The 12,860-nt window shown below is 55.3% G+C and carries 11 protein-coding genes and 2 tRNA genes; 10 read left to right on the top strand and 3 right to left on the bottom strand.

Going from position 1 to position 12,860, the window contains the following annotated elements; genetic code table 11:
* Positions 1-106: 106 nt before the first annotated feature.
* Positions 107-183: transfer RNA gene (locus NP77_RS18095), tRNA-Asp, on the top strand.
* Between the two features lie 7 nt (positions 184-190).
* A tRNA-Trp gene (locus NP77_RS18100) sits at positions 191-266 on the top strand.
* 119 nt (positions 267-385) lie between these two features.
* Here NP77_RS18100 and hdfR read toward each other — a convergent pair.
* On the bottom strand, positions 386-1,219 hold the full coding sequence (gene hdfR / locus NP77_RS18105) for an HTH-type transcriptional regulator HdfR (protein WP_008926363.1): 834 nt from the start codon (positions 1,217-1,219) through the stop codon (positions 386-388).
* A 120-nt stretch (positions 1,220-1,339) separates the two neighbouring features.
* Here hdfR and NP77_RS18110 point away from each other — a divergent pair, with 120 nt between their 5' ends.
* Positions 1,340-1,678: a DUF413 domain-containing protein gene (locus tag NP77_RS18110; RefSeq protein ID WP_008926362.1), complete on the top strand. Its 339-nt coding sequence runs from the start codon at positions 1,340-1,342 to the stop codon at positions 1,676-1,678.
* A 26-nt stretch (positions 1,679-1,704) separates the two neighbouring features.
* Here the strand turns inward: NP77_RS18110 and NP77_RS18115 are convergent, their stop codons facing one another.
* Positions 1,705-3,225: a YifB family Mg chelatase-like AAA ATPase gene (locus tag NP77_RS18115; protein WP_039661107.1), complete on the bottom strand. Its 1,521-nt coding sequence runs from the start codon at positions 3,223-3,225 to the stop codon at positions 1,705-1,707.
* Between the two features lie 330 nt (positions 3,226-3,555).
* Here NP77_RS18115 and ilvL point away from each other — a divergent pair, with 330 nt between their 5' ends.
* The 6 genes from ilvL to ilvA all read left to right on the top strand — a co-directional run bounded on the left by ilvL (position 3,556) and on the right by ilvA (position 10,116).
* A complete protein-coding gene (gene ilvL, locus NP77_RS23500; protein WP_072101316.1) occupies positions 3,556-3,654 on the top strand; it encodes an ilv operon leader peptide in 99 nt (32 codons plus the stop codon).
* A gap of 150 nt (positions 3,655-3,804) precedes the next feature.
* A complete protein-coding gene (ilvG, locus tag NP77_RS18120) occupies positions 3,805-5,451 on the top strand; it encodes an acetolactate synthase 2 catalytic subunit (protein ID WP_039661108.1) in 1,647 nt (548 codons plus the stop codon).
* A complete protein-coding gene (ilvM, locus tag NP77_RS18125; RefSeq protein ID WP_039661110.1) occupies positions 5,448-5,705 on the top strand; it encodes an acetolactate synthase 2 small subunit in 258 nt (85 codons plus the stop codon). The genes ilvG and ilvM overlap by 4 nt, the downstream gene beginning before the upstream one ends.
* Before the next feature lie 18 nt (positions 5,706-5,723).
* Positions 5,724-6,653 carry a branched-chain amino acid transaminase gene (locus NP77_RS18130; RefSeq protein WP_039661111.1) on the top strand — a complete coding sequence of 310 codons (930 nt, stop codon included), beginning with the start codon at positions 5,724-5,726 and terminating at the stop codon, positions 6,651-6,653.
* A 62-nt stretch (positions 6,654-6,715) separates the two neighbouring features.
* On the top strand, positions 6,716-8,566 hold the full coding sequence (gene ilvD, locus NP77_RS18135; RefSeq protein ID WP_008926357.1) for a dihydroxy-acid dehydratase: 1,851 nt from the start codon (positions 6,716-6,718) through the stop codon (positions 8,564-8,566).
* 2 nt (positions 8,567-8,568) lie between these two features.
* Positions 8,569-10,116: a threonine ammonia-lyase, biosynthetic gene (gene ilvA / locus NP77_RS18140; RefSeq protein WP_039661112.1), complete on the top strand. Its 1,548-nt coding sequence runs from the start codon at positions 8,569-8,571 to the stop codon at positions 10,114-10,116.
* On the opposite strand, the gene ilvY is transcribed toward ilvA, so the two are convergent.
* A complete protein-coding gene (gene ilvY, locus NP77_RS18145; RefSeq protein ID WP_008926355.1) occupies positions 10,117-10,998 on the bottom strand; it encodes an HTH-type transcriptional activator IlvY in 882 nt (293 codons plus the stop codon). It lies immediately after the preceding gene.
* Positions 10,999-11,160: 162 nt separating this feature from the next.
* On the opposite strand from ilvY, the gene ilvC reads away from it, so the two are divergent.
* Positions 11,161-12,636, top strand: coding sequence for a ketol-acid reductoisomerase (gene ilvC / locus NP77_RS18150; protein WP_039661162.1), 1,476 nt, complete (start codon positions 11,161-11,163; stop codon positions 12,634-12,636).
* Positions 12,637-12,860: the final 224 nt, after the last annotated feature.

Genomic DNA, 12,860 nt, shown 5'->3' on the forward strand with positions numbered 1-12,860 from the left:
GAGTAGGGAACTGCCAGGCATTAAATTCGTTCCTTTTCCCCTGACAAGGAAAGCAACAGGAACAGACGGCTCTCAGCCGGTTGCTGAGGACCGTGAAAGAATCGGTGGAGCGGTAGTTCAGTTGGTTAGAATACCTGCCTGTCACGCAGGGGGTCGCGGGTTCGAGCCCCGTCCGTTCCGCCACCCTATTAGGGGCGTAGTTCAATTGGTAGAGCACCGGTCTCCAAAACCGGGTGTTGGGGGTTCGAGTCCCTCCGCCCCTGCCAGAAAACGATCCTTTGCTTCGGCAAAGGATTTTTTTTTGCCTTTAAAAAAGCAAAAAAGAAAAACCAGCTAACGCTAACTGGCCTCTGATCTTCCCTGCTCACCTCTTTTTCCCGTAAATTCAGCTGTTTTGCCTGACCAGAATCGGGAATTTAAGCAACTGGCGGATGTGTGCCTGCTGATCGCTGTTCTGCAACCAGACAGCATAGAGCGGACGAACGGCAACGGGTGTATCCGGAATCATCATCAACTCACTGTAAACACTTTGCCAGAAGTCCGGCAGAAACGCGCATGCGCCGGTGGTATGCAGCAGTTCACGGGTGACATGCGCTGACGTTGTGGAGAGGACCGGCACATCATCAGCCCCCGAGAGATAGCTCTGATGCTGATGAAAATCAGCTCCCCATTCCAGCTTAATATAATCATATTTCTCACGCTTTTCGCTCTGCCGGGCGCAGAACAGCGCCAGTGAAATATGACCAATCTGCTGACTGGTTAACTCATCCATCTTAGGCGCTTCAGTGGTAATCAACAGATCCAGCTGGCGCTCATGAAGCTGTTTAACCAGCAGATGCCGCTGTGCCACGCGCGCTTCTAAATGCAGGCTCTCCCGATTCTCATACAGCGTCTGTAGCCATGGCGTCAGATAGGCTTCCCATAGAGATGCACTGGCACCTATAGAAAGCTCATGATGCTGCTGAGTATGAGAAACCTCCTTCTTCGCCATCATCCAGGTGCTCATCAGGCTTTCAGCATAGGGAAGCAGTCGCTCTCCTGCCGCTGTCAGACGTATGTTATTGCGATGCCGTGTAAAAAGATTAACGCCAAGCTGATTTTCTAACTGACGGATGCGAAAACTGACAGCAGATTGCGTAAGGTAAAGTGCTTCTGCAGCACGCCCAAAATGACGTGTCCTGCTCACTTCCAGGAAAGTTTTCAGTAATTCCGTATCCACAGCGTTCTCCCAAAAAATGTTTGTCGTATAGATTTAAATGTTTTGTTTTACACTCTGTCAAGCCTATCTAATACTCCGCGCCATTAACAGCACGGCATTAGAAAATCAGGAGCGTGTAACATGGCGGAAAGCTTCTCAACAGAGAATCGTTTCTTTGATAACAAACATTACCCGCGTGGTTTCTCACGCCACGGTGACTTTACTATTAAAGAGGCTCAGCTTCTTGAACGCCACGGTTTTGCTTTTAATGAGCTGGATTTATCAAAGCGTGAGCCTGTAACTGAAGAAGAACGTTTGTTTATTGAAGTGTGTCGTGGCGTGCGTGAGCCGCAAACGGAAGCTGAGCGCGTGTGGTCTAAGTATATGACCCGCATTAAGCGTCCTAAGCGTTTTCATACGCTCTCTGGCGGTAAACCGCAGATGGACACCGTTGAAGACTTTACCGACAGCGACGATTAACAGAGAAGGGGCGAAAGCCCCTTTTTTTATTGCAGGCTGTTGTGCAGATGAATCATTAATCGATCTATTGTACGGTAACTGACCGCTTCCTGCAGATGTGACCGGCTAATATCTGTATCCCCCGCGAGATCGGCAACGGTACGCGCCACTTTCAAAATACGCTGCCATGCCCGCACAGACAAACCCAGTTTCTCCAGCACGGACTCCAGCCACTCCGCGTCTTCTTTGGCAGGCTGACACCAGCGCATAATCTCTGCATTGTTTAAATGCGCATTGATCTTGCCTGTACGGGCCAGCTGAATGTTACGTGCCGCGACCACCCGATGACGTACCTGCTCAGACGCTTCCGCTCTGGCGCGCTGACCGCTGAGCATCCCACCCGGCAGTAGCGGCACCTCCAGCGAAAGATCAAAACGATCCAAAAAAGGGCCTGATAGCTTGCTGAGATACCGCAAAACCTGTTGGGGTGAGCAGCGGTTGTGGTGTCCCTGATAATGCCCGGTTGGACTTGGATTCATCGCAGCGATCAGCTGAAACCGTGCCGGATAGGTAACTTTTGCCCGGGCACGGGAAATAGCGATGACGCCCGACTCTAATGGCTCGCGCAGGGAGTCCAGTACCTTGCGATCAAATTCCGGTAACTCATCCAGAAACAGTACGCCATTGTGCGCGAGGGATATCTCACCGGGCCGTGGCAATGATCCGCCACCAATCAAAGCATAGAGAGATGCGCTATGGTGAGGTGACCTGAAAGGCCGCGTGCGCCACTGTCGGTGCAGGGTATTGTTGTTCACCAGGCTGTCGATTGCCGCGCACTCCAGAGCTTCCTGATCGCTAAGGGAAGGCATTATGCCAGGCAGTCGGGTGGCGAGCATGGTTTTACCCGTGCCCGGTGGCCCAATCAGCAGCAGGTTATGACCGCCTGCCGCTGTGATCTCCAGTGCTCTGCGCCCCTGCTCCTGACCAATGACATCAGCGAGATCATCAGCCGGCACGTCGCCCTGCTGTTCAGGGTATTGGGCCGTCGGTAATGTGAGCGCATTACGCAGAAAGGCGCATACCTCGCTGAGGTGAGAGGCGACCAGCGACAACCCCTGACGGATGAGTCCGGCATCACCCTGATTTTCAACGGAGAGCACCAGCTGCCTTCCCGCCTGTATCGCCACCATAGCCGCTGGAATCGCGCCCTGTACACCGCACACTGCGCCGTCGAGTGCCAGCTCACCCAGAAACTCATAGTGCGTCAGCTTATCGGCAGGAAGCTGCTCAGAGGCGACCAGAATGGCGATCGCCATAGGTAAGTCATACCGCCCGCCCTCTTTGGGTAAATCTGCCGGGGCCAGATTGATGGTGACGCGCTTAGCCGGAAAGGTAAAACCACTGTTGATAATGGCGCTGCGGACCCGCTCACGTGCCTCTTTCACGGTGGTTTCAGGCAAACCCACCAGTGTTAACGCTGGCAGGCCGTTACTGATATGCGCCTCAATGGTCACCAGCGGGGCTTCTACGCCTAATGCTGCCCGGGTCAGAACTTTTGATAATGACATACTCGCTCCTTGTTGCCGCCAGTCTGGTGACAGCGTCAAATGAAAGCGAGGGGATGATCAGCACTGTTCGGGCCATCGTCCAGCTCATCAGCGTTTTTTTCAAGGCGTATTGAAACCTTGTGCGACTGCGCGCAAATTCATCAAAACATGATTACGCCACTAAAGTGATGAATAATTATCATCACGTAATTATTTCTTGTAATACAGGTTGATAGGTCGTTATCCAGCGCCAGTGGTTAAAAAAAGTCTGTAAAAAAAGTTGTGCCATAACCCCTGACTATGATAACTCTGTAGGCATTACTTCGAACACGTAAAAGAATTGAACAACACATGAAAGCCCTTCTACAAGTGATTAGCCTGGTCGTGATTAGCGTGGTGGTGGTTATTAACCTACCGTGCGGGGCAACGCTTGGAGAAAGAAAGGCTTAAAAATCAAGCCTCGAATCCGAAAAAACCCCCGCACCGAAAGGTCCGGGGGTTTTTTTTCGACCCGAGGAAATATCAGTAAATCCACAAGGAACAAACAATGAACAGTAGCATAAAATTCTGTTGTTCCGGTCAGGACACAGGAGAATAGCGATGACAGGTGCACAGTGGGTAGTTCAGGCTTTACGCGCGCAGGGGGTTAATACCGTATTTGGTTACCCTGGCGGCGCAATTATGCCGGTATACGACGCGCTCTATGATGGCGGCGTGGAACACCTACTGTGTCGTCATGAGCAGGGCGCAGTGATGGCGGCGATTGGCTATGCCCGCTCAACCGGCAAAACTGGCGTCTGTATCGCCACTTCAGGCCCTGGCGCGACTAACCTGATTACGGGCCTGGCGGATGCCATGATGGATTCGGTTCCGGTTGTGGCAATCACCGGTCAGGTAACCTCTGCCTTCATCGGCACCGATGCTTTCCAGGAGATCGACGTACTGGGACTCTCGCTGGCCTGTACCAAGCACAGTTTCCTGGTCGAGTCGCTGGATGAGCTGCCCGCTATCATGGCGGAAGCCTTTGCGCTGGCGCAGTCGGGTCGTCCGGGTCCGGTGCTGGTTGATATCCCGAAAGACATTCAGATTGCGCAGGGTGAGCCCGCACCGCATCTGGTGCCGGTAGAAGAGGGAAGCGCGCTGCCACATCAGGCAATTCACGAAGCACGTGCACTGATGGCGCAGGCCAGAAAACCCATGCTCTACGTTGGCGGTGGCGTCGGTCTGGCGCAGGCTGTTCCGGCACTGCGTGCGCTGGCAGAAGAAACCGGTATTCCGGCAGTGGCTACCCTGAAAGGCTTAGGCAGCGTGGATCCACGCAGTGAGGTCTATCTGGGCATGCTGGGGATGCACGGCACCAAAGCCGCTAACCTGGCCGTACAGGCATGTGACCTGCTGATCGCGGTCGGTGCGCGCTTCGACGACCGCGTCACCGGCAAGCTGGATACCTTTGCACCCCACGCCAGCGTGATTCATCTCGACATCGATCCCGCTGAGTTAAACAAATTACGTCGCGCACACGTCTCTCTGCAGGGTGATCTCAACGAATTGCTGCCTGCTCTGAGTCAGCCGCTGCATATCAACGCCTGGCGTGATGAGGTGAAAGCGCTTAAAGCCAGTCACTCATGGCGCTATGACCATCCAGGCGAAGCGATCTATGCGCCGCTGTTGCTGAAGCAGCTTTCCGATCGCAAACCGGCCAATACTGTTGTGACCACCGACGTTGGTCAGCATCAGATGTGGACGGCACAGCACATGGCATTTAGCGCACCGGAAAACTTCATCACCTCCAGTGGTTTAGGCACCATGGGCTTTGGTTTGCCTGCCGCTATCGGCGCACAGGTTGCACGCCCGGAAGATACGGTTATCTGTGTCTCGGGTGATGGCTCCATCATGATGAACATTCAGGAACTGGGTACCATCAAGCGCGGCAAGCTGCCGGTTAAAATCGTACTGATGGATAACCAGCGTCTGGGCATGGTGCGCCAGTGGCAGCAGCTCTTTTTTGACGGTCGCTACAGCGAAACCAATCTGTCCGATAATCCCGACTTCCTCACGCTGGCCAGCGCGTTCAACATTCCTGGCCAGCGCATTACCCGTAAAGATCAGGTCGACGCCGCCCTTGATGCTCTGCTGAACAGCGAAGGTCCTTACTTCCTGCATGTTGCAATAGATGAGCATGAAAACGTCTGGCCACTGGTACCGCCGGGTGCCAGCAATGCAAACATGATGGAGAAAACCGTATGAACCAGCATCAATTGTCTATCGAAGCCCGTTTCCGCCCTGAAATATTAGAGCGCATTTTACGCGTCGTGCGTCACCGCTGTTTTCAGGTCTGTTCTATGAACATGGCCTCAGTCGCCAACGCAGAAAACATTAATATTGAAATGACCGTTGCCAGCCAGCGCTCCGTCGATTTACTGTCTTCGCAGTTAAGTAAATTGATCGACGTTGCATGCGTTCAGATCCAACAACAGACAACACAACAAATCCGCGCGTAGCCGCGAGAGGAAATAACAATGAGCACGAAGAAAGCAGACTTTATTTGGTTCAATGGCGAGATGGTTAAGTGGGAAGATGCGAAGGTCAGCGTCATGTCTCACGCGTTGCACTACGGTACGTCGGTATTTGAAGGCGTGCGTTGCTACGACTCTCACAAAGGACCGGTTGTGTTCCGTCATCGCGAACACATGCAACGTCTGCACGACTCCGCCAAAATCTACCGCTTCCCGATTAAAAGCAGCGTTGATGAGCTGATGGAAGCGTGCCGCGAAGTCATCCGCGTGAACAAACTGAAAAGTGCTTATATCCGTCCGCTGGCCTTTGTTGGCGATGTGGGCCTGGGCGTGAACCCGCCAGACGGCTTCACCACCGATGTGATCATTGCTGCCTTCCCGTGGGGCGCATACCTGGGCGCAGAAGCGCTGGAAAACGGCATCGATGCGATGGTCTCCTCATGGAACCGCGTTGCGCCAAATACCCTGCCAACCGCCGCGAAAGCGGGTGGTAACTACCTCTCCTCACTGCTGGTGGGCAGCGAAGCCCGTCGTCACGGTTATCAGGAAGGTATCGCGCTGGACACCAATGGCCTGATTTCAGAAGGTGCTGGCGAGAACCTGTTTGAAGTTAAAGATGGTGTGCTGTTTACGCCGCCATTCACCTCCTCTGCACTGCCAGGTATCACCCGCGATGCCATCATCACGCTGGCGCGCGATATGGGCATTGAAGTGCGTGAGCAGACGCTGTCGCGTGAGTCGCTCTATCTGGCTGACGAAGTCTTTATGTCTGGCACCGCCGCAGAAATCACGCCGGTACGCAGCGTGGATCGCATTCAGGTGGGCGAAGGCAAACGTGGTCCGGTCACCAAACGCATCCAGGAGGCCTTCTTTGGTCTGTTCACTGGCGAAACAGAAGACAAGTGGGGCTGGTTAGATCCGGTTAACCCATAATCAGATACAGCGCGGGCGTCATCTGACGTCCGCGAGCTTATTCTTACTGGAGTAAATAGAGCATGCCTAAGTACCGTTCCGCCACTACCACCCACGGCCGCAATATGGCAGGTGCCCGTGCCTTATGGCGCGCGACAGGAATGACCGACGACGATTTCGGCAAGCCGATTATCGCTGTGGTTAACTCATTCACCCAATTTGTCCCTGGCCACGTTCACCTCCGCGACCTGGGTAAACTCGTCGCTGAGCAGATTGAAGCGTCAGGTGGTGTGGCTAAAGAGTTCAACACCATCGCGGTGGATGACGGTATTGCCATGGGTCATGGCGGCATGCTGTATTCACTGCCTTCGCGCGAACTGATTGCCGACTCGGTCGAGTACATGGTCAACGCGCACTGCGCAGACGCCATGGTCTGCATCTCTAACTGCGATAAAATCACGCCGGGAATGCTGATGGCGTCACTGCGCCTGAATATTCCGGTGATCTTTGTTTCCGGTGGACCGATGGAAGCGGGTAAAACCAAGCTTTCTGACAAAATCATCAAGCTGGATCTGGTGGATGCGATGATTCAGGGTGCCAACCCGAACGTCAGCGATGCCGACAGCGATCAGATCGAACGCTCTGCCTGCCCGACCTGTGGCTCCTGCTCCGGTATGTTCACCGCCAACTCGATGAACTGTCTGACCGAAGCTCTGGGCCTGTCGCAGCCTGGCAACGGATCACTGCTGGCCACGCACGCCGATCGCAAAGAGCTGTTCATCAATGCCGGTAAGCGCATCGTCAGTCTGACCAAGCGCTACTACGAGCAGGATGACGTCAACATGCTGCCACGTAACATCGCTAACAAGGCCGCTTTCGAGAACGCCATGATGCTGGATATCGCCATGGGCGGTTCCACCAACACCGTATTGCACCTGCTGGCGGCGGCACAGGAAGGCGATATCGACTTTAATATCTCCGACATCGATCGCCTGTCACGTAAAGTGCCTCAGCTTTGTAAAGTCGCGCCAAGTACCCCGAAATATCACATGGAAGATGTGCATCGCGCGGGTGGGGTTTTTGCGATTCTGGGCGAGCTGGATCGCGCAGGCCTCTTCGACAGCAGCGCCCGTAATATTCTGCAGCAGACGATGCGTGAAACGCTGGATCAGTACGACATCATGCTGACCAAAGATCAGGCGGTGAAAGATATGTTCCGCGCTGGCCCGGCAGGCATCCGTACCACCCAGGCGTTCTCACAGAACTGCCGCTGGGACACGCTGGATGATGATCGTGCCGAAGGCTGTATCCGCACCCGCGAAAACGCTTACTCGCAGGATGGCGGTCTGGCCGTGCTTTACGGCAACATCGCCGAAGATGGCTGTATCGTTAAAACGGCGGGCGTAGACAAAGAGATCCTGACCTTCACGGGTCCGGCTAAAGTCTATGAAAGCCAGGATGACGCGGTAGAAGCGATTCTGGGCGGCAAAGTTGTGGCAGGCGACGTGGTCGTCATCCGCTACGAAGGACCAAAAGGCGGGCCGGGCATGCAGGAAATGCTCTATCCGACCACCTATCTGAAATCGATGGGCCTGGGCAAAAGCTGCGCACTGATCACCGACGGTCGGTTCTCCGGCGGTACATCGGGCCTCTCTATCGGCCACGCTTCGCCGGAAGCGGCTAACGGCGGCACCATTGCGCTGGTCAAAGATGGCGATACCATTGAAATCGATATCCCTAATCGCGGCATCAAACTCGCTGTGCCGGATAACGAACTGCACGCCCGCCGTGAAGAGCAGCAGGCACGTGGCGATGCGGCCTATACGCCAGTCAATCGTCAGCGTGAAGTCTCCTTTGCGCTGCGTGCTTACGCATTACTCGCGACCAGTGCTGACAAAGGCGCTGTCCGCGATAAGAGCAAGCTGGGAGGCTAAAAATGGCCGAGTCTCAACCGCTACCTGACGCGCCTGGCGGCGCCGAATATTTGCGCGCAGTGCTGCGTTCACCGGTGTATGAAGTGGCACAGGTGACGCCGCTGCAGGTTATGGAAAAAATTTCGGCGCGGCTCGGCAACACCATTCTGGTGAAGCGGGAAGATCGCCAGCCGGTGCACAGTTTCAAGGTGCGCGGTGCTTACGCGATGATTGCCGGTCTGAACGAAGAGCAGAAAGCGCGCGGCGTGGTGACGGCGTCAGCCGGTAACCATGCGCAGGGCGTGGCACTCTCCGCGACGAAACTGGGCATCAAGTCATTGATTGTGATGCCGCTGGCGACCGCAGACATCAAGGTTGATGCAGTGCGCGCATTTGGCGGTGAGGCTTTCCTGTTTGGCGCCAACTTTGATGAGGCGAAAGCCAAAGCGATAGAGCTCGCTGAACAGCGCGGCTACACCTTCGTGCCGCCATTTGACCATCCGGCTGTCATTGCCGGACAGGGCACGCTGGCGATGGAGCTGTTGCAGCAGGATGCGCACCTCGACCGGGTCTTTGTGCCGGTTGGCGGCGGCGGTCTGGCCGCCGGCGTGGCTGTGCTGATCAAGCAGCTGATGCCGCAAATCAAAGTGATTGCGGTGGAGTCAGAAGATTCAGCCTGCCTGAAAGCCGCACTGGAAGCGGGTCATCCGGTCGATCTGCCGCGCGTCGGGCTGTTTGCCGAAGGCGTAGCGGTCAAACGGATTGGCAGCGAAACCTTCCGGCTCTGTCAGGCCTACCTCGATGACATCATTACCGTCGACAGCGATGCGATTTGCGCGGCGATGAAAGATCTGTTTGAAGATGTGCGTGCTGTGGCGGAGCCATCTGGCGCGCTGGCGCTTGCAGGGATGAAGAAGTATATCCAGCAGCACGAGATCAAAGGCGAGCGGCTGGCGCATGTGTTATCAGGTGCCAACGTTAACTTCCACGGCCTGCGTTACGTCTCCGAGCGTTGTGAGCTGGGCGAACAGCGTGAAGCGCTGCTGGCTGTCACCATCCCGGAACAGCAGGGCAGCTTCCTGCGCTTCTGTCAGACGCTGGGCGGACGTTCCATTACCGAGTTCAACTACCGCTACGCGGATGCGGACAAAGCCTGCATCTTTGTTGGCGTGCGTCTGACCCGTGGCGTAGAGGAGCGTAGCGAAATCATCAGCGAGCTCACCAGCGGCGGTTATCAGGTGGTCGATCTTTCAGATGATGAGATGGCGAAACTGCACGTGCGCTACATGGTGGGCGGACGGCCCTCCAAGCCACTGCGTGAGCGGCTCTTCAGCTTTGAATTCCCGGAGGCACCTGGCGCGTTGCTGAAGTTCCTGCAGACGCTGGGCACTCACTGGAATATCTCGCTGTTTCACTACCGCAGCCACGGCACCGACTATGGTCGTGTGCTGGCGGCGTTTGAACTCGGCAGCGATGAGCCACGTTTCGAGGAGCATCTCACCGATCTGGGTTACGACTTTCATGACGAAAGCCAGAACCCGGCGTTCCGCTTCTTCCTGTCAGGCCACTGATTACAGCTGACTCCAGAAAGCACTGATCAGCGGCTCTCCGAGCCGCTTTTTTTGCACGCAGATGCCGAGTTCGAACGGCGCAACCGAGTCAATATTCTCCAGCAGCAGCACGCGGTTTCGCACCGGGTCCGGGCTGTTCTCCAGCACCACATCCGGCAACAGTGCAATACCACAGCCCAGCGCCACCATCGAGACAATCGCCTCATGACCCGATACGGTGGCGTAAATCACCGGATTCGGGATGCGCTGACGGCGGAACCAGAGGTCGATACGCCGTCGTGCAGGTCCCTGCACCGGCAGGATAAACGGAATTTTTGACCAGTCGGGCTGCGGCTGAGTGGCCTGAGTGCGAACAGCACAGGGCAGTGCAGGCGCAATCAGCACCAGCGGGATCAGCCCCAGTGGCATAAAATCAATGCTGGCGGGCAGAGTTTCAGGCCGTCCGGCAATCGCCAGATCGGCATCGCCGGAGTGCACTTTTTCCACCGCATCCGCGGCATCGCCGGTATCCAGTTTGATTTCGACCTGCGGATGTTCAGCGCGAAAGCGGTCAAGGATGGGCGGCAGATGACTATAGGCCGCCGTCACAGAACAGAACAGTCGCAGTTCGCCGCTGAGTGACGGGCCGTTAAGATCCATCACATGGCGCAGTTGCTGATACTGCAACAGCGTCTGCTGGGCAAACTGGCGCAGGCGTTCGCCCGCTTCCGTCAGCGTCACGGTGCGGTTATCACGCAGAAACAGCGCATGGCCGACATCTTCTTCAAGCCGCTGGATCTGGCGTGACAGCGTGGAAGGGCTGACGTGCATCGCACGCGCAGTGCGCCCGAAGTGGCAGCTTTCTGCCAGATGAAGAAACAGTTTCAGATCCCGTAAATCCATGTGCGCGTCGCCTCTGAGTGGTGTTGCATTTATTGCAATGTGACGTTGTTAATATATCAATTTAAGCAACAGAATTCCTGTCATATGATGGGGTCATTCGCGGCGCTGCACGATTCGCCGTTCCTGAACAAAAAAAGCAAACACAACCTTACTGGAGTACCCATGGCTAACTATTTCAACACATTGAACCTGCGCAACCAGCTGGCGCAATTAGGCAAATGCCGCTTCATGTCACGTGATGAATTCGCGGATGGTGCCAGTTTCCTGAAAGGCAAAAAAGTCGTTATCGTTGGCTGTGGTGCGCAGGGCCTGAACCAGGGTCTGAACATGCGCGATTCCGGTCTGGACGTTGCTTATGCACTGCGTGCTGAAGCGATTGCGGAAAAACGCCCTTCATGGCGCAAAGCGACCGATAACGGTTTCAAAGTGGGGACTTACGAAGATCTGATCCCGCAGGCTGACCTGGTGGTTAACCTGACGCCAGACAAGCAGCACTCTGCTGTAGTTCAGGCTGTTCAGCCGCTGATGAAAGATGGCGCTGCACTGGGCTACTCACACGGTTTCAATATCGTTGAAGTGGGCGAAAGCATCCGTAAAGACATCACTGTTGTGATGGTGGCGCCGAAGTGCCCGGGTACTGAAGTGCGTGAAGAGTACAAACGTGGCTTTGGTGTGCCGACGCTGATCGCGGTTCACCCTGAAAACGATCCAAAAGGCGAAGGCATGGCGATTGCTAAAGCCTGGGCTGCAGCCACCGGCGGCGATCGCGCTGGCGTGCTGGAATCCTCCTTCGTTGCAGAAGTGAAATCTGACCTGATGGGTGAGCAGACTATCCTGTGTGGCATGTTGCAGGCGGGTTCACTGCTCTGCTTCGACAAGCTGGTGGCTGAAGGTACCGATCCGGCTTACGCAGAAAAACTGATTCAGTTCGGCTGGGAAACCATCACCGAGTCACTGAAGTTTGGTGGCATCACCCTGATGATGGATCGTCTTTCTAACCCGGCGAAACTGCGCGCCTATGCGCTGTCAGAGCAGCTGAAAACTATCATGGCGCCGCTGTTCCAGAAGCATATGGATGACATCATCTCTGGTGAATTCTCTTCCGGTATGATGGCTGACTGGGCAAATGATGATAAAAACCTGCTGACCTGGCGTGAAGAGACCGGCCAGACCGCGTTTGAAACCGCCGCACAGTATGAAGGCAAAATCGAAGAGCAGGAATACTACGACAAAGGTGTTGTGATGGTTGCGATGGTGAAAGCGGGCGTTGAGCTGGCGTTTGAAACCATGGTAGACGCCGGCATCATTGAAGAGTCTGCTTACTACGAATCACTGCATGAGCTGCCGCTGATTGCGAATACCATCGCCCGTAAGCGTCTGTATGAAATGAACGTGGTTATCTCTGATACTGCCGAATATGGTAACTACCTGTTCTCCTTCGCCGCGGTGCCGCTGCTGAAAGAGTTCATGACCACGCTGCAGCCCGGCGATCTGGGTAAAGCGGTTGAAGGCACTCAGGTTGATAACGCGCAGCTGCGTGACGTCAACGAAGCCGTTCGCCAGCACCCGATTGAAACCGTTGGCCGCAAACTGCGTGGCTACATGACCGACATGAAGCGTATCGCTGTCGCGGGCTAATCAACCTCATCACAATTTTCAGCAAAACAAACCCCGGCTCGCCGGGGTTTTTTGTTTGGGAACACTGCCTGGAAGGTTCGCTGTAGGAACGGTGCCTGCACTGCCTGCTTCGCTGTAAGATCGAGCCGGCACAGGCAATACGGTCAGATCGGAAAGACGCAAAACCCGCCATCCCTGGCGCGGGACGCTTTCCTCCTCTGCCCGTATTGCCAGTGCCCTCAAGC

It is taken from the genome of Pantoea sp. MBLJ3, assembly GCF_000816655.1.
Taxonomy (GTDB): domain Bacteria; phylum Pseudomonadota; class Gammaproteobacteria; order Enterobacterales; family Enterobacteriaceae; genus Pantoea; species Pantoea eucalypti.